The 19558-nt window shown below is 58.2% G+C and carries 17 protein-coding genes and 1 pseudogene; 11 read left to right on the top strand and 7 right to left on the bottom strand.

Annotated features, from left to right (window positions below; genetic code table 11):
• From BVK86_RS30010 to BVK86_RS27020, 9 genes and pseudogenes are all read left to right on the top strand, one after another.
• Positions 1–308 (top strand): annotated as a pseudogene (locus BVK86_RS30010) (phospholipase D-like domain-containing protein); the annotation flags it as partial.
• Between the two features lie 3 nt (positions 309–311).
• On the top strand, positions 312–1340 hold the full coding sequence (locus tag BVK86_RS27050; protein WP_231977896.1) for an SEL1-like repeat protein: 1029 nt from the start codon (positions 312–314) through the stop codon (positions 1338–1340).
• A 76-nt stretch (positions 1341–1416) separates the two neighbouring features.
• Positions 1417–2481 carry an SEL1-like repeat protein gene (locus BVK86_RS27045; RefSeq protein WP_083659359.1) on the top strand — a complete coding sequence of 355 codons (1065 nt, stop codon included), beginning with the start codon at positions 1417–1419 and terminating at the stop codon, positions 2479–2481.
• A 20-nt stretch (positions 2482–2501) separates the two neighbouring features.
• Positions 2502–3569, top strand: coding sequence for an SEL1-like repeat protein (locus tag BVK86_RS27040; RefSeq protein WP_075949295.1), 1068 nt, complete (start codon positions 2502–2504; stop codon positions 3567–3569).
• Positions 3570–3692: 123 nt separating this feature from the next.
• Positions 3693–4361, top strand: coding sequence for an ABC transporter ATP-binding protein (locus BVK86_RS27035; protein ID WP_075949294.1), 669 nt, complete (start codon positions 3693–3695; stop codon positions 4359–4361).
• Position 4362: 1 nt separating this feature from the next.
• Positions 4363–6834 (top strand): ABC transporter permease, encoded by a 2472-nt coding sequence (locus tag BVK86_RS27030; RefSeq protein ID WP_075949299.1) that lies wholly within the window; start codon positions 4363–4365, stop codon positions 6832–6834.
• A complete protein-coding gene (locus tag BVK86_RS27025) occupies positions 6824–7897 on the top strand; it encodes a lipocalin-like domain-containing protein (protein WP_075949293.1) in 1074 nt (357 codons plus the stop codon). The genes BVK86_RS27030 and BVK86_RS27025 overlap by 11 nt, the downstream gene beginning before the upstream one ends.
• A gap of 94 nt (positions 7898–7991) precedes the next feature.
• The gene (locus BVK86_RS29905; RefSeq protein ID WP_167371521.1) at positions 7992–8162 is read left to right on the top strand and encodes a hypothetical protein; all 171 of its coding nucleotides are present in this window, start codon (positions 7992–7994) and stop codon (positions 8160–8162) included.
• A gap of 99 nt (positions 8163–8261) precedes the next feature.
• Positions 8262–8846: a hypothetical protein gene (locus BVK86_RS27020; RefSeq protein WP_075949292.1), complete on the top strand. Its 585-nt coding sequence runs from the start codon at positions 8262–8264 to the stop codon at positions 8844–8846.
• 331 nt (positions 8847–9177) lie between these two features.
• On the opposite strand, the gene BVK86_RS27015 is transcribed toward BVK86_RS27020, so the two are convergent.
• Entirely contained in the window at positions 9178–9696 is a 519-nt protein-coding gene (locus tag BVK86_RS27015; protein WP_075949291.1) for an Hcp family type VI secretion system effector, read from the bottom strand.
• A 329-nt stretch (positions 9697–10025) separates the two neighbouring features.
• On the opposite strand from BVK86_RS27015, the gene BVK86_RS27010 reads away from it, so the two are divergent.
• Positions 10026–10703 (top strand): type 1 glutamine amidotransferase domain-containing protein, encoded by a 678-nt coding sequence (locus BVK86_RS27010; RefSeq protein WP_075949290.1) that lies wholly within the window; start codon positions 10026–10028, stop codon positions 10701–10703.
• An 82-nt stretch (positions 10704–10785) separates the two neighbouring features.
• Here BVK86_RS27010 and hglS read toward each other — a convergent pair whose 3' ends face one another.
• The 3 genes from hglS to BVK86_RS26995 all read right to left on the bottom strand — a co-directional run bounded on the left by hglS (position 10786) and on the right by BVK86_RS26995 (position 14707).
• A complete protein-coding gene (gene hglS / locus BVK86_RS27005; protein WP_075949289.1) occupies positions 10786–12165 on the bottom strand; it encodes a 2-oxoadipate dioxygenase/decarboxylase HglS in 1380 nt (459 codons plus the stop codon).
• Positions 12166–12276: 111 nt separating this feature from the next.
• Positions 12277–13233, bottom strand: a complete 957-nt coding sequence (locus tag BVK86_RS27000) for an alpha/beta fold hydrolase (RefSeq protein WP_075949288.1) — start codon at positions 13231–13233, stop codon at positions 12277–12279.
• 22 nt (positions 13234–13255) lie between these two features.
• A complete protein-coding gene (locus BVK86_RS26995; RefSeq protein WP_075949287.1) occupies positions 13256–14707 on the bottom strand; it encodes a flavin-containing monooxygenase in 1452 nt (483 codons plus the stop codon).
• A 175-nt stretch (positions 14708–14882) separates the two neighbouring features.
• On the opposite strand from BVK86_RS26995, the gene BVK86_RS26990 reads away from it, so the two are divergent.
• Positions 14883–15956, top strand: a complete 1074-nt coding sequence (locus tag BVK86_RS26990; protein ID WP_075949286.1) for a diguanylate cyclase — start codon at positions 14883–14885, stop codon at positions 15954–15956.
• 60 nt (positions 15957–16016) lie between these two features.
• Here BVK86_RS26990 and BVK86_RS26985 read toward each other — a convergent pair whose 3' ends face one another.
• The 3 genes from BVK86_RS26985 to BVK86_RS26975 all read right to left on the bottom strand — a co-directional run bounded on the left by BVK86_RS26985 (position 16017) and on the right by BVK86_RS26975 (position 19178).
• On the bottom strand, positions 16017–16886 hold the full coding sequence (locus BVK86_RS26985; protein WP_075949285.1) for an isocitrate lyase/PEP mutase family protein: 870 nt from the start codon (positions 16884–16886) through the stop codon (positions 16017–16019).
• Between the two features lie 179 nt (positions 16887–17065).
• Positions 17066–18100, bottom strand: coding sequence for an arginine N-succinyltransferase (astA, locus tag BVK86_RS26980; protein ID WP_075949284.1), 1035 nt, complete (start codon positions 18098–18100; stop codon positions 17066–17068).
• Between the two features lie 61 nt (positions 18101–18161).
• Positions 18162–19178 (bottom strand): arginine N-succinyltransferase, encoded by a 1017-nt coding sequence (locus BVK86_RS26975; protein ID WP_075949283.1) that lies wholly within the window; start codon positions 19176–19178, stop codon positions 18162–18164.
• Positions 19179–19558 lie beyond the last annotated feature (380 nt).

Raw genomic sequence — 19558 nt, 5'->3', positions numbered from 1 at the left:
TTACCACATTGGGTTCCGCGAACATCAACACGCGCAGTATGCAGGTGGACAGTGAGTTGAATATTTGCATTGAGGATCCTGCGGTGACCAGGCCGTTAAGGGAGCATTTGTTTGGGGTGCATACGGGAGACGAAATGATCGGGGCTCACATGGCTGAAACGTTCAAAAAATGGAAGGAGATTATTGGAAAAAACAACACGCGAAGAATACGCAGCGTTCAAAGAAAAGGTGTGATGACTCCTACGTCGCCGGTTGCATCATTGGTTGAGTTTCTGCAAGAGAGTCCTGTTCAGAAGAATTGGGACTAAGTTATGAGAAACATAGCTATTTTGTTGTTGTGTTTTTTCATGTTGGCTTGTTCAAAAAAGGAAGAAAGCATGCCCGATACCTCGCAGATAGATTTTGCCTACAGTAGGTTGGAGTTTAAGTGCGTATATGAGCGTGATTTTTTACCGCCGTTGAATCAGGATGCGGACATGCTATATCGGTACAGTCTTTTCTTGGAGAAGCGTACGGGGCAGAAGGATTACGACAAGATTGCCCGTTATTACCGTATAGCGGCAGCTCACGATCACTACAAGGCCGCGACCAATCTGCAGTTCCTGCTGTCAACCGGACAAGCAGGCTCTCCTGATGCCAGTAAAGAGGTCATTGATCTGGCCGAGTATTACATTGCTCAAGGAATCCCTGGGGCTTATTACGATATGGCGCACTACCTGGAGTTGGGTTATGGCGTCAAACAGGATGTTGCGACCTCCAGAGCATACTTCCGTCGGGCGGCAGATTTGGGGAATCCAGCTGCTCAGTACTACATAGGTAGACTATTATCCTACGTACCTAATACGGCTGATATTTTATTGGCAATGTACAAGTGTGCGATGGAACAAGGTAATCGATTCGCAGCAAGGGACTACTCGAGTTATTTGCAAGACTCAGGGCTTTATCAAGAGGCTCTACACGGCTACCAGACAGCTACCCGAAATGGCGACGATCTTAGTGCATACAGTCTCGCTAATGCATTCAAAGGACCTCCTGTTTCTAATGAACTACATTATTTGGCTTTACAGCAAGATGACGAACGCGTTGATCGATACAATAAAATCAGCGATTTCCTCTCGCGTCACGAACACCTCGGAGCAAAAATCCCCGACCTGGATGACATCGTCCCACTCCCACCCGCGATCCTTCCCGAGTGGGACGGCACCTTCCAATGGAAGCGAGAGCGTGACTCCGCTGTCCCCGTCATTCCATCAGCAGAGTTGATCGAAAAACTCAGTGCCGAAAAGGGACTGGATCCGGCCACCGGCTTGCCGCTGCCAAAAAACACCGAGAACACATGATTTTCCGCCGTGATACTCGATTCGGCAGGTCAGAGCGAGTTGATGATAGGGATGCCTTTAATTGTCGAATGAAAATATGCCGGAAAATCTAATAAGGATTTGGGTAAGGGCAATCAGGCTACTTCTGACATTGTTCAGTCTCTTGACGATCATGGCCTGTTCAAAAAAAGACGAGCAGATGTCTGATGTTGCGTCGGCGGACGTTGCCTACAGTAGGTTGGAATTTAATTGTGTATATGAGCGCGATTCGTTGCCTGCATTGAACCCGGATGCGGACATTTTCTATCAGTATGGACTTTACTTGGAGAAACGTAAGGGGCAGAAGGATTACGACGCGATCGCCCGCTATTATCGTGTCGCGGCTGCACACGATCATTACAAGGCGGCGACCAATCTGCAATATCTATTGTCCACCGGACAAGCCAGCTCTCCCGATGCCAGTAAAGAGACCATCGACCTAGCCGAATATTATGTGGCGAAAAACATCCCTGGTGCTTATTACAATATGGCGCATTACTTGGAGTTGGGGTATGGCGTAAAACAGGATGTTGCTGCCTCCAGAGCCTACTTTCGACGGGCGGCTGATTTGGGGAGCCCGGACGGTCAATATTATATAGGTAGGCTTCTGTCCTATGTGCCTAAGACGACCAAAATCATGCTGGCGATGTACCAGTGTGCGATGGAGCAAGGCAACAGATTGGCGGGGAGAGAGTATGCGAGTTATTCGAAATTATTACGTTTGTATCGAGAGTCCTTGGAAGGCTACCAACATGCGACTCGAAATGGTGACGCAAACAGTGCCGGAAATCTGGCAAGTGCCTTCGAAGGACCGCCAGCTACGAATAAGTTGTACTACTTGGCTGTACTGCAAGATGATGAACGCGTCGATCGCTACAATAAAATCACCGATTTCCTGACGCGTCACGAACACCTCGGAGCAAAAGTCCCCGACCTGGATGACATCGTCCCACTTCCGCCCGCAACCCTCCCCGAGTGGGACGGCACCTTCCAATGGAAGCGAGAACGTGACTCCGCTGTCCCCGTCATTCCATCAGCAGAGTTGATCGAAAAACTCAGCGCCGAAAAGGGACTGGATCCGGCCACCGGCTTGCCGCTGCCAAAAAACACCGAGAACACATGAATTCACCGCCGGATCAAAATATGCCGGAAAATCTAATAAGGATTTGGGTGAGGGCAATCAGGCTACTTCTGACATTGTTCAGTCTCTTGACGGCCATGGCCTGTTCAAAAAAAGACGAGCAGATGTCTGATGTTGCGTCGGCGGACGTTGCCTACAGTAGGTTGGAATTTAAGTGCGTATATGAGCGCGATTCGTTGCCTGCATTGAACCTGGATGCGGACATCTTCTATCAGTATGGACTTTACTTGGAGAAGCGTAAGGGGCAGAAAGATTACGATGCGATCGCCCGCTATTATCGTATCGCGGCTGCACACGATCACTATAAGGCCGCGACCAATCTGCAGTTCCTGCTGTCAACCGGACAAGCAGGCTCTCCTGATGCCAGTAAAGAAGTCATCGATCTGGCCGAGTATTACATTGCTCAAGGAATTCCTGGGGCTTATTACGATATGGCGCACTACCTGGAGTTGGGTTATGGCGTCAAACAGGATGTTGCTGCGTCCAGAGCGTACTTTCGTCGAGCAGCCGACTTGGGGAGCCCGGATGCTCAGTATTACGTAGGCAGGCTTCTGTCCTATGTACCTAATGCAGCCGAAACCATGCTGGCGATGTATAAATGCGCAATGGAACAAGGGAATGGTATAGCGGGAAGAAGATACTCAATTTCTTTGAAAAACGCAGGGCGTCATCAGGAGGCTTTGCAAGGTTTTCAATTAGCGATTCGCAATGGAGATAACAGCAGTGCCAGTCGGCTGGCGAGTGCATTCGAAGGGCCGCCAGTGACCGACGAACTGTACTACCTGGCTGTAGAGCAAGATAAAGAACGCGTCGATCGATACAATAAAATCAGCGATTTCCTCTCGCGTCACGAACACCTCGGAGCAAAAATCCCCGACCTGGATGACATCGTCCCACTCCCACCCGCAACCCTCCCCGAGTGGGACGGCACCTTCCAATGGAAGCGAGAGCGTGACTCTGCTGTCCCCATCATTCCATCAGCAGAGTTGATCGAAAAACTCAGTGCCGAAAAGGGACTGGATCCGGCCACCGGCCTGCCAGTGCCAAAGCTCACCGGTAACTTTTACTGAACAGGCCCCGGCACTGACTGCTCGCGATGCCAGGGCGGCGTTGGGTCGCGGCGATTATCGCCAACGGACAAAAACCATCCAGGCCCGCTATCCTTGGCCCATGCTTATCGAACGGGTCTTTCCATGCTTGAAGTCCAGGGTGTCTTTAAAAGCTACGCCACGCCGCAAGGGCCGTTGCCGGTGCTGCAAGGCGTCGACCTGACGCTCAAGCCCGGCAGTAGCCTGGCGCTGATGGGCGAGTCGGGCAGTGGCAAGAGCACCTTGCTGCACCTGATCGCTGGGCTGGACAAGGTCGATCGCGGCAGTATCCGCAGTGGCGAGCATCGGCTTGAGCTGATGAACGAAGGGCAACTGGCGAGCTGGCGGCGAACTGAGATCGGTCTGGTGTTCCAGCAGTTCAACCTGATCGGCAGCCTGCGGGTGGAGGACAACCTGGCCTTCCAGGCACGGCTTGCCGGTCGCCATGATCCACACTGGCAGGCGCACCTGGTGCAGCGTTTGGGGCTTGGCGATTTGCTCAAACGCTATCCGGAACAACTCTCCGGTGGCCAGCAACAACGGGTTGCACTGGGGCGAGCGCTGGCCTCGCAACCGAAATTGTTGCTGGCCGACGAACCCACCGGCAGCCTCGATGAAACCACCAGCGCCGAGGTGTTGAGGTTATTGTTGGAGTTGCTCGATGACAGTGCCACGACGTTGTTGATGGTCACCCACAGCCCCGGCGTGGCGGCGCAGCTGGCCGAAAAAGTGGTGCTGCACGGTGGTCGCCTGGCCGGTGTGGATGGTCGCTGAGGTGCGCATCTTCGGTGAAACCCTGCGGGCGCTGCTCAGCCACTGGCGGCAACATCCGGTGCAGTTTTTCAGTGTACTGACCGGGTTGTGGCTGGCCACCAGCCTGTTGACCGGTGTGCAAGCCTTGAACAGTCAGGCGCGAGAAAGCTATGCGCGCGCCAGTCAGCTGATCGGCGGCGAACCCCAGGCCAGCCTCAGTGCTATCGCTGGCGGCACGTTCCCCCAGCAATGGTTTGTCGACCTGCGCCGCGCCGGGTGGCCGGTGTCGCCGGTGCTGCAAGGGCGACTGACGCTCAAGGACCATGAAGATCAGCGACTGCAACTGATGGGCATCGAACCTGTGTCATTGCCGAGCGGTTCGCCCGTGGCGGGGCAGGCGCTGGCGATCGAGCAGGTTGTCGAATTTTTTACGCCGCCGGGCAGTGCCTGGATTTCGCCCTCGACCCTGCAAGCCTTGGGTTTACGCGAAGGCGAGCGGCCGTCGACAGTCAACGGGATGCGATTGCCGCCACTGCGTGTTCAAACTGATATGGCCCCCGGCGTGCTGCTGGTGGACATCGGTTTCGCCCAACAGATTCTCGGCTTGCCGGACCAGCTGTCGCGCCTGCTGCTGCCCAAGGGTTTCACCGCGCCGCTTCCCGACGCGTTCAAGGGGCAACTGCAATACAACAGCAGTGCTGAAGAAAATAATCTGGCGCGCCTGACCGAGAGCTTCCATCTGAATCTCAATGCCTTGGGGTTTCTGTCGTTCGTGGTCGGGCTGTTTATCGTCCATGCCGCGATTGGCCTTGCGCTGGAACAACGCCGTGGTTTGCTGCGGACGATGCGCGCCTGCGGCGTCAGCGCGCGGATGATGATCACCTGCCTCGCGGTTGAACTGGGTGGGCTGGCCTTGATCGGCGGCGTCGCCGGGGTGATCAGTGGTTATTTGCTGGCCGGCGTGCTGCTGCCGGATGTCGCCGCCAGCCTTCGTGGCCTGTACGGCGCCGAAGTGGCGGGGCAGTTGAACCTCAGTCCGCTGTGGTGGCTCGGCGGAATCGGCTTGAGCCTGTTTGGCGCTTTGCTCGCCGGGGCCAGCAGTTTATGGCGGGCGTCGCGCTTGCCATTACTGGCCCTGGCCGATCCGCAGGCGTGGCATCAGGCGCACGCCCGGTGGTTGCGGCGCCAGGGCTGGGTGGCGACACTCACCTTGGGCATCGCCGGGCTGGCGCTGATCTTCGGTGACAGCCTGATCAGTGGGTTTGTGTTGATGGCGACACTGTTGATCGGCGCCGCACTGGCGCTGCCCGTGGTGCTCAATGTGCTGCTCAACGTATTGTTGCAACGTAGTCGCTCGGTGCTCGGCCAGTGGTTTCTCGCCGACTGTCGCCAACAGCTACCCGCCCTGAGCCTGGCGCTGATGGCGCTGTTGTTGGCGTTGGCCGCGAACATCGGCGCTGGCAGCATGACCGCCGGTTTTCGCCAGACCTTCAGCGATTGGCTCGAACAACGCCTGACCGCCGAACTCTACCTCAATCCGCAAAACCCGACCCAGGCCCGTGAGCTGCACAGCTGGCTCGCGCAGCAGCCGCAGCTCACGGCGGTGTTGCCCAACTGGCAGGTGTCGGTTCAATTGCAAGGCTGGCCGGCGGATGTGTTCGGGGTGATCAATCATCCGACCTATCGTCAGCACTGGCCGCTGCTGGAAGCCTTGGGTGACAAGCCGTGGGATCAGCTCGCGACGGACGATGCGGTGATGCTCAGCGAACAGCTGGCCCGGCGTTTGAAGGTTGGCTTGGGCGATCATCTGGCGATCTCGACGCCCAATGGTCCGTGGTCGCCGCGCATCGTCGGGATCTATGCCGATTACGGCAATCCCAAGGGCCACGTGCTGGTCAACATCAACCATCTGCTGCGCGGTTGGCCGCAATTGACGCCCAACCGTTTCAATCTGCGCATCGAGCCCGCGTTGATTGCGCCGTTCCTCCAAACCCTGCAAGCGCGTTTCGACCTGGAAGACAGTCGCATTGTCGATCAGGCACGGCTCAAGGGCTGGTCCACGCAAGTCTTCGAGCGCACGTTCGCCGCCACCGCCGCGCTCAACAGCCTGACCCTGTGCGTGGCTGGCGTGGCGTTGTTCATCAGCCTGCTGACCCAGAGCCAGAGCCGCCTCGGACAACTGGCACCGTTATGGGTGCTGGGGGTGACGCGACGGCAATTGATGCTGCTCAACCTTGGACAAACCTGGTTGCTGGCGGTGCTGACACTGGTGCTGGCGCTGCCGCTGGGCATTGCGCTGGCCTGGTGCCTCGACACGGTGATCAACGTCCAGGCGTTTGGCTGGCGCTTGCCTTTGCGGGTGTTCCCCCTGCAATTGCTGCAGCTGATGGGGCTGGCATGGATGGCGACGTTGCTGGCATCGGCGTGGCCGCTTTATGCGTTGTATCGCACGCAGCCGGCGGACTTGCTGAGGACCTTTGCCCATGAGGATTAAGCTTGCGGCGTGCCTGTTGGCGTTGTGGTTGAGTGGCTGCGATCAATCGCCCACCACGGAAAAAGGCTTTGCCGGGTTGGGCAACCAGGCGGCCGCGTTCACGCCGGTGGTGCCGGACCGGGTGTTCAGCTTCCCGACGGATCACGGCCCCCACGACGGTTTTCGCATCGAGTGGTGGTACGTCACCGCCAACCTCAAGGACGTACAGGGCCACGAATTCGGCGCGCAGTGGACGTTGTTTCGCAGCGCCTTGAAAGCCACGCCGGAGGTGGCGGGGTGGGAGAGCCCGACGATCTGGCTCGGGCATGCGGCCGTGACCTCGGCGACGGTGCATCACGCGGCCGAGCGTTATGCCCGGGGGGGCGTTGGTCAGGCAGGTGTCAGCGTGGCGCCGTTCAATGCGTGGATCGACGACTGGGCGTTCAATAGCCAGGCTTCTGCCGATAATCCGCTGGCTGACCTGCAGCTCAGCGCACGCGACAAATCCTTTAGCTACCAGTTGCGGCTGACCTCGACACGACCGTTGGTGCTGCAAGGCGACAATGGGTTCAGTCAGAAATCCGAGCAGGGTCAGGCGTCGTATTACTACAGCCAGCCGTTTTTCCAGGCCAGCGGTACCCTGGAGATCGACGGCAAGCACTATCAGGTCAGCGGCCCGGCATGGCTCGACCGTGAATGGAGCAGCCAGCCCCTGACCGCCAACCAGACCGGCTGGGACTGGTTTTCCCTGCACCTGGACAGCGGCGAACAGGTGATGCTCTATCGCATGCGGCACAAGGACGGTGAGCCTTATCTGACCGGGACATGGATCGATGCTCAAGGCCAGACGCAGATGCTCCGGGCCGACGACATCCGCCTCGTCCCCCAGGACACCGCTACCGTGGCAGGCCGCAAGATGCCGGTGCGCTGGTCGATCCAGATTCCCGGCAAACACCTCGACATCGTCATCAACGCCCTCAACCCCAATGCCTGGATGGGTTTGCGCATCCCTTACTGGGAAGGCCCGGTGCGCTTGAGCGGAAGTCACGGTGGGCAGGGCTATCTGGAAATGACCGGGTATTGAGTCGGAACTCTCGGCAGCGCGCGGGCCTCCTAAATCATGATGGCCATTAATGTGGCCCGGGAAGTTGACGACCCCGAGGCCTGAGGAAAATCCCATGAAACCGACACCGGAATCAGAAAACCCAGACGAACCGAGACCTCCCGGAGAAACCGAACGCGATAACGATGCCCTGCGTCCCACCGACCCTACGCGGCGCAAGGAAAGCGGCAAAGGCACGGCCAGCGGCGAATCCACTGCCCAAGAAACGGCCAAGACTGCAGATTAGCGTCTAACTCCCGGAACAGCGTCTATGCTCATTCGCACGCGGCGTTGCACGTAAGTGCAACGCCGCTTGTCGCCAATGATCACAGGGAATGTTCTGCCTATGAAACGCCACGCACTGACCAAAGCCATCACCCTCGCCACCTTGCTCTCTGCCACCAGCCTGAGCGCCGTCGCCGCGGACATTCCGCTGTCTGCCGTCGTGGAGGCGGATCAAGTCACCACCAAGGTCGTTTCTGTCGATGCCGCCAACCATCAAGTCGTACTTGAGGGGCCTGAAGGCAATCAGGTGCATGTGCAAATGACCGACAAAGCCAAGAACCTCGGCAAGCTGAAAGCCGGGGATCAGGTCGACGTCAAGGTAACCCGCGCTGTCGCGGCCTACCTGGACACCGATATCGACAAGGGTCTGCCAGGCAGCATTGAGCGAACCGGTGAAGTCCGCGCCGCACCGGGCAGTGACAACCCTGGTGGCGAAGCCTACCGTCAGGTACAGGTACAGCTGAAAATCACCGGTATCGATGTAAAGAACAATCGAGTGACGTTCGAAAATCCTAAAGGGCAGTCCAAGACGGTTGATGTGGTAAGGCCCGAAGTTCAAGCCAAACTGAAAGACCTGAAAGTAGGCCAAAGTGTGTATGTGACCTACACCGACATACTGACCGTGACCAGCAAGACCGGAAGTTGAGTGACTGCTCTATTTGTTGATTATTCTTGTACAAGTTGTATAGGAATAATCAGTTGTTTTGGACGAGTTGGTGAGTTCTGATGGTCGGTCGAATTAATATTTGAATCGACATCATGGTAGATGTGTATCGGTAAATTTCATATTTATACTCGCGGACAACTTCATCGGGTTGATTTAAAATGCGCCTCGTTCGCCCAGTGTCACGGCTCTTTACCAGTGCATGGATTGCCGAGGCCATTGCACTGGGCGAACACCTTTGTCGGCGTGGTATCAAGATTTCACAGGCGAAAAGGGGCGACAGTCATGTCGCCCCTTTTTTATGGGTTCTGATTTACTCGGTTTTCAACTTGCGCCAGTCATCCGAGCCGGAAGTGCTGGATGCAATGTGAGTCCACGAAATTTTCCGATAGGAAAACTCTACATCTTGCAGGTGAGTAAAGTGTGCGTTGGCAGGGTCTTGGCAGTTATGCATGTAGTCTTTGATATTGACGATAATTGCGTCTTCCAAAACGGTTGTGTAGTAGTGCTCTTGAACGCCATGCCCTGACGTACGAAACCACTGGATTTCGATTTCTGTAAGGCGTTCACCGGATGTCAGCGCTGCCAGCAACAGCGGAGAAGACTTGTCGAATACCTTGGTGACCACCGCAGGTTTATGAAGGCGCTGGCCGGTAGGTTGACCGGACTGCGGGTCACGCGGAATGCTTATTTCATGCTTGAAACCTTGAATCATTACCTGGTCTTCGTGACCTTCCTGATAGGTGTTGCCAACGGAGTCGGCCGTGAAGGCGCCAGCAGTGATCAGGCCCTGTTTCTCGCCGGTGACGGACATATACGCGGGTGTAGCCATGGATGCTCTCCTTGCTAGGATTGGGTGAGGCTCCCGAAAGGCTCGATCGCCAGAGGGGAGCCACACGATTAACAAGGTCCGTGCCACAACCTGCCAAGCCCCCGAAACCAGAAGGCCGAATCAATTCAGGGAACGTTTCCTCGCATAATCACCTCGATATTTGCGCAGGAAGTTGCGCGACACGAGGCGTATTTTGGCGCACCTTGTTGAATCGCCCGACAGACCGAATGATCCACCTCGCGCCAGAACCCGTGCAGCCCGCCAGGCGGGCGGTTTTCGGCGCATCACGGCTATAGGCCACCACTGCAGTCCCGAAATGGAGTGACGACATGAAAATCCTGATGGTTTTAACGTCCCACGATCAATTGGGTAACACCGGCAAGAAAACCGGATTCTGGCTGGAAGAGTTCGCGGCACCGTATTTCGCCTTCAAGGATGCCGGCGCTCAACTGACCCTGGCCTCGCCCAAGGGCGGCCAACCACCGTTAGACCCAAAGAGTGACGAGCCGGATGCGCAAACGGAAGCCACCGAGCGTTTTCGCAAGGATTCGGCGGCGCAGTCGGCCCTGGCGTCAACGCAGTTGCTCAGCTCGGTAAACGCCAGCGACTACGATGCTGTGTTCTATCCTGGCGGCCATGGCCCGCTCTGGGACCTGGCCGAGGACAAACACTCGATTGCCCTGATCGAGGCGTTCTACAACGCCGGCAAACCGGTCGCGGCCGTATGCCATGCGCCCGGTGTTTTACGGCATGCCAAAACCGCGGACGGCCAGCCTTTGGTCAAAGGCAAGAAGGTGACGGGGTTCACCAACAGTGAAGAAGACGCCGTGCAGTTGACCGATATCGTGCCTTTTCTCGTGGAAGACGAGCTCAAGGCCAAGGGCGGGATTTTTTCCAAAGGGCCGGACTGGGCAAGCTATGTGCTCATGGATGGTCTGTTGCTGACCGGGCAGAATCCGGCCTCGTCCCAGGCGACGGCTGAGGCTTTGCTGGCGAAATTGAAGTAGGAGAAGCACCAAAGATCGCAGCTCGCTGCAGTGCCTGCAGGTGTTCACATTCCCCTGCTGGCGCTGCCGCAGCTGCGATTGTTTATCCGTTCAACACGGTAAAGCACTGCTCGATCGAGCGCCGCTGCGTTTCTGCATACAGCCCCAATTCATCAATGGTCGGGCGGCCCAAAGCCTTCTCGAACGCGTGTTGATTGGAGTGCACGCCGTAGTGGGTTTGCGCGGCGTCCCCCAGGTTTGACTGAAAGATCCCCGCCGCGCTGACCGGCAGAAAATCGTCGTACACCAACGGTTCGACTCGCAGATAGCCGCCACTGACCAGCTCTTCCAGTGGCAAGGTTTTCAGTTCGGCCGCAGCCAGGCCTTTCTCCGTCACGAAGTAGCGAAAGTACGCCAGTTCCTGACGGCGCATGCCTTCGTAGGTGTCAGGAAATTCGCTGAAGTGTTGCGCCATCAATGTGTTGTAACGCTCGGCGTTGGCTTCATTGGGGAAGTCTTTGAGTTCGTCCCGCGCAGCATTGAGCAAACGGTCATACAGTGCCCGGCCTTTGGGGGTGAGGGCCGCCCCGCGTTGCTCGATCTCGCCGAAGCGGGCGCTGTGGCTGCCGCGTGTCCGGGCCTGGTCGGTGAACGCAACCGGTTCGTCGAGCGCCTTGAAACTGGTCTGGCGCAGCAGGATCGGACACCGGCGACGGGGTGGGCCTTCGATCACCGCTTTGGGGGTGATGCCGTGGGCGGGCATTTGTGCCTGAACGATGTCGATGTCCAGGGTGCGCGGCGTCAGGTGATTGATGTGCGGTCCTTTGAAGGCCACCACATCGGCAATCAGGCGATGTTGAGCGCTGAGTTTCTGGTACTGCTCGGCGGTCACCGTCGCGCTGTGGTGCCAGCGGAAGGTTTCCAGTGCCTGCTCGACGAATGTTTCGGCCTCTTGTTCAGTGAGCCCACCCTGGGTTTCGGCGCGCTCGATCAACTTCAGTGCGATTGGGGTGAAGATGGATCGCTTGTCCAGCACCGACTGAGCGAATGCCCGCAGCTCAAGGTCTTCGATCAGCTCCAGGCGCAGCAGCGAGGTGAAAACGCGGAACGGGCTGACTTGCAGCGCCGTTTCATGCACCGCCCGAAACGCCGTGGAATGCACCGGCACGCCAGCCGGGGTCAGGTCGTAATAGCCCACCGGCTGCATGCCCATCACTGCGAACAGGCGGGCGAGGGTGGCCAGTTCAGCGGCGGTGCCCACACGGATCGCACCGTGGCGCTCCAGGTCCAGACGCTCGATTTCGCCGGTGTCGTTCAACTGCTGTGCCACGAGCGGATCGCTGTCGAGCACGTGGCGATTGGTCTTTTCAACCAGTTCCATCAACGCGCCGTACAACGGCACTTCTTCGCGGTACATGTCGGACATCGCTTTGGAGAAGCGTTGGCGGATCAGGTCAGGGCTGACGAAGCTCGGGTGGTTCATGAACAGAATTCCTGGCGCGGTGACGAGAAGGATGGAAGAAAAGATCGCAGCCTTGAGCGTCGCCGACAAACGAAGTTTCTGACGGACTTCATTCTGCAAAGGACTGCATCGTTAATGCAGTCGTTGATCCTGCGGGCTTTCCGAGCGTAGCGATGCCAAAAACTCCCGATACAGGTGCGCCGAACCCGCCGGTGCCTCGACCATCGGCATATGACCGATGCCTTCCCAGATTTCCACCCGCAGATCGGCGATGCCTTTGCTCCAGATCGCCACGCTGCTGACGTCGATCAAGCGGTCCTTGCGTCCCCACAGCAACAACGCCGGGGCTTTGATCAATGGCAGTTTTGGCTCCATCGGCGGGCTGGCGCGAAAGTCGCGGAAGATTTCTTCCAGTTCGTCCCGTGCCTGTTCATAGCGATGGGCGATGGCGTCCAGTACCACGCGCGGCACCCACGGTGGATCGGCCATGGTCATGGCATAGAAATAGTTGAATTCCTCCCGGGAATTGATCAGGAACGGGTTATGGCCCTTGGCCAAATGCCGCTCCAGATCACTGGGCTCCGGCGCGGTGACGCCCGCCGGATCGATCAGGGCCACCGAGACAATGCGCTCCGGATACGTGGCCGCCAGCCATGCCGCCAGGTAACCCCCCATCGAGTTACCGATCACATGAACCTTGTCCACGCCACAGACGTCCAGCAACTGGATCATGCGCTTGGCCTGCAGCGGGATATCGTAGCCGCCACCGGCCTTGAAGCCGGTTTCGCCATGGCCGGCAATGTCCGGAATGATGACCCGATAATTGCCGACAAAATACCGGGCGAAACGCAGCCAGATATTTTTGTCGGCGCTGTAGCCGTGCAACATCAACACGTTGCTGGACGCTTCGTAAGGGCCGCCTTGCCAGGTCGAGACGGTCATTTCGGCGATGGGCACAACAATTTTGTGCAGCTTGTACAACTTGGCTTCGGCGGCCGTGCTCAAGTTGTAAATCCAATAGCCGATGGCCGGGTAACTCAGCCAGCTCCAGGCGGCAAACACCGCGATAGCGACAACCAGTAAAAGCATCAGGCGCCTTCCTTCTGACGGATCAGGACAATAGGTGATCGGCCGGTTTCAGGGTTCGGGTCAAGCGGTGGAAGCTGAAACTGAACCCCGGAAACATGGCAATCACATGACCGCTCTTGCTTTGATACCAACTGTGGCAGCCTCCCGACTTCCACACCGTGCGCTCCATTTCTCTATGGATCATTTCAGTGTAGGTACGTTCTGCCTCGGGGCGTACCTCAATGCTGCGCAAACCTCGTGCTTTTAACGTGCGAATGCAGTCGAGGATGTAGTTCATCTGTGATTCGATGATGAACAGCGCCGAGGTATGGCCGATGCCGGTGTTCGGGCCGGTGACGATAAACAGGTTGGGAAAGTCCGGCAGGGCGGTGCCGAGGTAAGCCCGGGGATATTCAGCCCAGACATTTCGCAGTTGCGTGCCGTTTTTGCCGGTGACCGGGTAGGAAATCACCCCGTCGGTGGCGTCATAACCGGTGGACCAGACAATCAGGTCGAGGTGGATGTGCTGGCCGTCCTGCATGACGATGCCGGTTTCATCGATTGCGGCGATGCCTTGCTCGCGGCTGTGCAGCGTGACGTTGCTACGCGCCAGTGCCGGGTATAGCGTGCTCGACAGAATGACTCGTTTGCAGCCAATGGTGTAGTCCGGCGTCAGTTTTCGCCGAAGTTCGCTGTCCGGCACCTGGCGCTTGATGAACCGCAGGGCCTGTTGCTGGACCATGCGCATCGCCGGTCTTGAATATTTGAAGGCGATTACCCGGGTTTCAAATTGCCAGTAAATCATCCAGCGCAGCAGCGTGTAGGCCGGCTTGAGCCCGAGCAACCAGCGCTGGAAGCGGCCGAATGTGCGGTCGGCCCTGGGCAACACCCAATGCGGCGTGCGTTGGAACACATGCAAGTGTTCGACATCCGGGGCTATCGCGGGAATCACCTGGGCCGCACTGGCGCCGCTGCCGACAATGGCCACGCGTTTTTGCCGGTAATCGTAGGCATGGTCCCAATTATTGGTGTGAAAGGTTTTGCCCTGAAAGCGTTCCTGCCCTTCGAAGTGTGGGATCACCGGCTGGCTCAAGGGGCCTGTGGCGTTGATCAGGAATTGTGCGTGGAACGTGCCTTTGGTGGTGTGCACGGCCCAGCGTTTGCCGGCATCGTCCCATTCGACACCCTCGACATTGGTTTGCAATTGCACCCGGTCGCGCAGGCCGAATCGCTCCATCACATAAGCGGTGTAACGATGTAGTTCGGCCTGCGAAGCGAACATCTGCGTCCAGCGGTAGGGGGCGAAGGACAGCGAATACAGCGGCGAGGGCACATCGACCGCGGCGCCGGGGTAGGTGTTCTGGCACCAGGTACCCCCGAAGAAGTCCCGCCGCTCCAGCAGACGAAAATCGGTAATGCCGGCCTTGAGCAAATTGACGGCGGCGCACTGGCCACCAAAACCGCTGCCGACGATCAGTACTTGAAAGGTCTGCATGTGCCTCCTTGTTTATCGTTTTTCAGGCAATGCCTGTCTTCATGTATAGCCAAACGCCGGGCCATCGCCAGCGGGCTGCCAGCCGGTGATGGCTATTTAACGTTGCCCTGTTAGACTCCAAACGTACCTGCAACCCCGGTGATTTCAGGTTTCGTTCCGTGTGGCAGAGGTCCCAATGGGAAAGATGGGAGGAAAAGGACTTTCACTGGCCAGGAGGCTCTACACATCGCGCATCCTCGGCCTCGTGCTGGGTTTGTTATGCGTGGGTGTGGCGATGTACCCACTCAACCCGGCGCCCTGGGTCTGGGGCCTCATGCTGTTCAATGGCTTGCTCTGGCCGCACCTGGCTTACCAATGGGCGCGTCGCGCGGCGCGTCCCTATCATGCGGAATACCGTAACCTGCTGGCAGACGCCTTCATGGGTGGCTTCTGGGTGGTCGCCATGCACTTCAACCCTTTGCCCAGTGCCACCACCATTTCCATGATGGCGATGAACAATGTCGCCATTGGCGGCTTGCGTTTTCTACTGGCGGGCAGCGCCGCGCAGGTGCTCGGGGGCGGCGTCGGCTGGCTGATATTCAGGCCCGTCCTTGTTCCTGAAACCAGCCAGCTCCAGCTCTATGCCTGCTTGCCGCTGATGTGTTTTTATCCGCTGGCACTGGGCTTGATCTGCTATCGCCAGGCGCATACCCTCGGGCAACAAAAGCGTGAGCTACTGGCCCTGAGCCGCACCGACAGCCTGACCGGGCTGCTCAATCACGGCGCGTGGAAGGACCAGCTGGAAGTCGAATTTCAGCGTTGCCAACGGCAACAGCGGGGCGGGGCGATTGCCCTGATCGACATCGACCATTTCAAAAGCATCAACGACACCTATGGCCACGTCGCCGGTGACATCGTGCTGCGGCAATTGAGCAAGATCCTCAATCAGAACCTGCGGGCCACCGATGTCGCCGGGCGTTATGGGGGGGACGAGTTCTGCGTGATCCTTCCGGACCTGCCCCTGAACAGCGCCGCCACGGTCATGGAGGCCCTGCGGGATCGCTTCGCCACGCTGGGCTATGAACAGAATCCGGCGCTGAAAGTCAGCCTGAGCATTGGTCTTGCGGCGTTCAATCCGGGCCACACGGATGCCACGCTGTGGCTCAATGATGCGGATCAGGCGTTGTATGAAGCCAAGAGTACGGGGCGCAATCGGGTGATCTGCTGCGGTGGCGGGCGGGCGCATCAGCAACTGCTTGATTCGGTTTGACCCTGTTTACGAGTTTGCCCGCGAAGGCGCCGTGTCAGGCGCCGACGCACGGGCTACCCATCACTCCTTGACGCTCATGAACTCTTCCGCATAGCGGATGTATTCCTCAGGTTGCGTGTAGGTGTGAGTCAGTTCGGTGGCGCTCAGGTCCGAGGTCTGGGTGAGGATCTGGCGCTGTTCGCGCAGGCTGTCGTAGGTCGCCTTGATTGCGGCGAAGTAGGCGCCATGGCCGTCGATGGTGACGCGCACGCCGAGTTCGGCCAGGCGTTTGTCGTCGCGCAGCAGTGGGTTGCCGTAAGTCACCAGCATCAGCGGGACGCTCAGGTGTTCGGCGATTTGCTCCAGGTGGTCGAAATCCTTCACGCCTACCATGCAAATGCCATCGGCACCTGCGCGCTGGTATTGCTGGGTGCGGCTGATGATTTCCTGCACCGGCAGAATCCCCGCGTGGGTGCGGGCGATGATTGCCATTTCCGAATCGCAGCGGGCTTCCAGCGCCGCGCGGATCTTGCCGACGCCCTCGGCGACCGTGATCAGGTCGGTGGATTTACGGCCGAACTGCGCCGGCAGCAGGGTATCTTCGATGGTCAGGGCCGCGATGCCAGCGCGTTCCAGTTCGACGATGGTGCGCATCACATTCAATGCGTTGCCGTAGCCGTGGTCGGCGTCGGCAATGACCGGCAATTGGGCGACACGACCAATGCGGGTGGCCTGTTCGGCGAATTCACTGAGGGTGATCAAGGCAAAGTCGGGCGCGCCCAGCACCTGTAACGAAGCAACCGACCCCCCCAGGATGCCTACCTCAAACCCCAGGTCGGCGGCGATGCGTGCCGACATCGGATCGAAGACCGATGCAGTGTGGTAGCAAGTGTTGGAGGCGAACAGTTGGCGAAAATTGCGGCGTAAATCTTGATGAGACAGCCTGGACATATGAGTTCCACCAAAGGAAATGGAAGGGCTTGAGCAAAAGTGTCAACGCCGAAGATGTAAAAGGCTATCACGCTGGGGAGTCAAGAATGATGACGAATTTGCCGTAATTGCTGCCTTTTGATGTAGGCCGTTGTTGGATTCAAGAAAAAAAACGGGATATGACCAGCCCTGGTGACGGGTTACGCCGCCACCGCCTGTTGCTGTTGGTTGAGCAGAGGCACGGCCCGAATAGAATCACCGGGTTGCAACTGCAGGCGCTTGGCGGTGAGCCGGTCAACCATCAGGCTGTGTCCGGCCTGTCGCGCGCGGGCAGCGGTGATGCGACAGTTTTCCAGCCTTCGATTGTGGATCAACCAGATCGGCGACTGCTCGTCCGGGGCGCCAATCGCCAAATCCAGCAACTGACTGTCGCGCACGGTGCGAATGCCGGACGTCGGGGCTTCGATCACCGGGCCGGCGTCGAAGATGTCGATGTAGCCCTGGTGGGCAAAACCCTCGGCGCTGAGGATTTTCATTGCCGCTTCGCTGTTGGCGTGAGGTTTGCCAATCACCGCTTGCGCCTGTTCGGTGAGCAGGCAGGTGTAGATGGGTTGGCGGGGCATCAGTTCGGCGATGAACGACTTGTTGCCCAGTCCGGACAAGTGATCGGCGTGGCTGAAATCCATCTTGAAAAAGTGTCGGCCCACGCTGTCCCAGAAGGGCGAGCAGCCCCGTTCGTCGGCACTGCCGCGCAACTCGGCGATGAGTTTGTCGCCGAACAAGTGCGGGAACTCCGCCACAAACAACAACCGGCTCAAAGACAGTAAACGCCCGTGGCTGCCCAGACGTTGATCGGGGCGCAGGAACAATGTGCAGAGTTCCGATTGCCCGGTCATTTCATTGCTCAGGAACAAGGTCGGAATGTGCCGCTGGATGCCCAGGTCCCGGGATGAACTGACGGTCAGACCGACCCGATAGTTGTACCAGGGTTCGCGCAAGCCCACGGCGCCCGCCACGGCACTCACGCCCACCACTTGCTGTTCATCGTCTTCAAGCACGAACAGGTAGTCCGCATCGGCGCGTTCGACCTGCTCGGCGAACGTCCTTTTCGCCCATCGCAATCGGTAGTTCAACCGTTCCTCGTCCGCCGGCAACGTCGTCAGGCTCCGGCCCGCGAGCCGAACCAGTGCGAGCAGGGCGGGCAGGTCGGTCACCTGGACCGGTCGGACAATCATGATGCCGCTCCTGCTTCGGGCTTGTACGCAGAAGGTTGTCGGGCCCCGCGCATAAGGCAACTCACAGGGCAACCAACCGCACTTGCCGGCCTTCGCTTACCTTGAGTGCTGCACACATCGCGGCATCGAGGGTTACAGGTTGTCCGGGGATGTAGTCGAGGTCTGCGACGATGGCGCGAAAGTTTTCCAGCGAGTCATTGCTGACCAGATAACGTCCCCGGGCGTCAATGGGCCCACCTGGGCTGGCCGGGGTGGTTTCGCTGCGGGCGATGGAGCGAATGTTGGCGGTGCGGGCATACAGCGTCGGGCCGCCGTCGAAGAGGTCGATGTAACTATTGGTTTCGAATCCCTCGCGCTCAAGGATTTCGACAGCTTCCTGGCCGTCCGGGTGGACGCGGCCGATGCAGTCCTGCGCCGCCTGGGGCAGCATGGGCACGTAGATCGGATATTGCGGCATCAGTTCGGCGAGAAACGACCGGCTTTCCAGGCCACACAAGCGCTCGGCTTCAATGTAGGGCAGGTCGAAGAAGTGCTTGCCCACGGCATCCCAGAAAGGCGAATGGCCTTCATCGCTGCTGTAACCGACGATTTCGGTAATCACGGTGTCGGAAAAACGCCGGGGATGGGCTGCGATGAATAACAGGCGCGCGCGCGACAACAATTCAGAAGAGGCGCTTCGCACCCAAGCGGCATCGATGTGGAAGCCGCGCAGCAAGGTGTGGCCACTGAGGTCGTGGCACAGCGACAACGCAGGGACGCCGTGATCGATGTTCAGTTCCCGTGAGGCACTGTTGAAGTGGCGATTGCGCAGGCTGTAGAACGGTTCGTCGTACCCGGCAGTAGCCAGAATCTCCGAGCAGCCCACCAGGGAGCGATTTGTCAGGTCCTCCAGGACAAAGAAGTAATTCTCCGGCCCGGGGCTCTGCACGCTTTGCTCGAATGAGGTACAGGAATCGAGAATCTTCTCTCTTAAACGCTCGCTGTCGTCCGGTAAAGACGTCACGCCCACCAGGCTTTCACGAGCAAGGCGCTGCAACTGGGGCAGGTCGGTTAACTGCACTGGACGCAAGACCAGCATGGATGCACTCCTGTCTCAATGGGCTCGGTGGCGGGCACCCAGCCTGACAATCACTGTCGGTTTTCCACGCGTTTCAGCGGCGGTAGCCTCGTAGGGCCTCGCTCTTTTTTCAGTTGTTATCGGTATGACCACACGCGCTACCCGTGCCCGGTGCAGAACATGCAAAGGGGGGCGGGTATTGACGTCTTGGTGTTGTAACGGATCGCAAACCAGACCGGAATCATGATCAGGTCTTTCAACAAAGGCATCCGGGCTCCTGCTGGATGTGGGCTATCGGTAATCCGTTGAAGGCAGTATTTATTTAAGCCGCGCTACATGTCTAGTTAATTTTCGTGCGCGATTTCAACGCCCGGTGATGGTGCTCTGTAGCAGTGCATTGC

This window comes from Pseudomonas reinekei, from assembly GCF_001945365.1.
GTDB classification, from domain to species: Bacteria; Pseudomonadota; Gammaproteobacteria; order Pseudomonadales; family Pseudomonadaceae; genus Aquipseudomonas; species Aquipseudomonas reinekei.
Note: the sequence above shows the minus strand (reverse complement) of the source record. Positions and strands in the feature narration are given on the sequence as shown.

Coding starts and splice junctions, on each gene's coding strand:
- BVK86_RS27050 (WP_231977896.1), top strand. CDS start 312: ATGAGAAACATAGCTATTTTGTTGTTGTGTTTTTTCATGTTGGCTTGT.
- BVK86_RS27045 (WP_083659359.1), top strand. CDS start 1,417: ATGCCGGAAAATCTAATAAGGATTTGGGTAAGGGCAATCAGGCTACTT.
- BVK86_RS27040 (WP_075949295.1), top strand. CDS start 2,502: ATGCCGGAAAATCTAATAAGGATTTGGGTGAGGGCAATCAGGCTACTT.
- BVK86_RS27035 (WP_075949294.1), top strand. CDS start 3,693: ATGCTTGAAGTCCAGGGTGTCTTTAAAAGCTACGCCACGCCGCAAGGG.
- BVK86_RS27025 (WP_075949293.1), top strand. CDS start 6,824: ATGAGGATTAAGCTTGCGGCGTGCCTGTTGGCGTTGTGGTTGAGTGGC.
- BVK86_RS29905 (WP_167371521.1), top strand. CDS start 7,992: ATGAAACCGACACCGGAATCAGAAAACCCAGACGAACCGAGACCTCCC.
- BVK86_RS27020 (WP_075949292.1), top strand. CDS start 8,262: ATGAAACGCCACGCACTGACCAAAGCCATCACCCTCGCCACCTTGCTC.
- BVK86_RS27015 (WP_075949291.1), bottom strand. CDS start 9,696: ATGGCTACACCCGCGTATATGTCCGTCACCGGCGAGAAACAGGGCCTG.
- BVK86_RS27010 (WP_075949290.1), top strand. CDS start 10,026: ATGAAAATCCTGATGGTTTTAACGTCCCACGATCAATTGGGTAACACC.
- hglS (WP_075949289.1), bottom strand. CDS start 12,165: ATGAACCACCCGAGCTTCGTCAGCCCTGACCTGATCCGCCAACGCTTC.
- BVK86_RS27000 (WP_075949288.1), bottom strand. CDS start 13,233: ATGCTTTTACTGGTTGTCGCTATCGCGGTGTTTGCCGCCTGGAGCTGG.
- BVK86_RS26995 (WP_075949287.1), bottom strand. CDS start 14,707: ATGCAGACCTTTCAAGTACTGATCGTCGGCAGCGGTTTTGGTGGCCAG.
- BVK86_RS26990 (WP_075949286.1), top strand. CDS start 14,883: ATGGGAAAGATGGGAGGAAAAGGACTTTCACTGGCCAGGAGGCTCTAC.
- BVK86_RS26985 (WP_075949285.1), bottom strand. CDS start 16,886: ATGTCCAGGCTGTCTCATCAAGATTTACGCCGCAATTTTCGCCAACTG.
- astA (WP_075949284.1), bottom strand. CDS start 18,100: ATGATTGTCCGACCGGTCCAGGTGACCGACCTGCCCGCCCTGCTCGCA.
- BVK86_RS26975 (WP_075949283.1), bottom strand. CDS start 19,178: ATGCTGGTCTTGCGTCCAGTGCAGTTAACCGACCTGCCCCAGTTGCAG.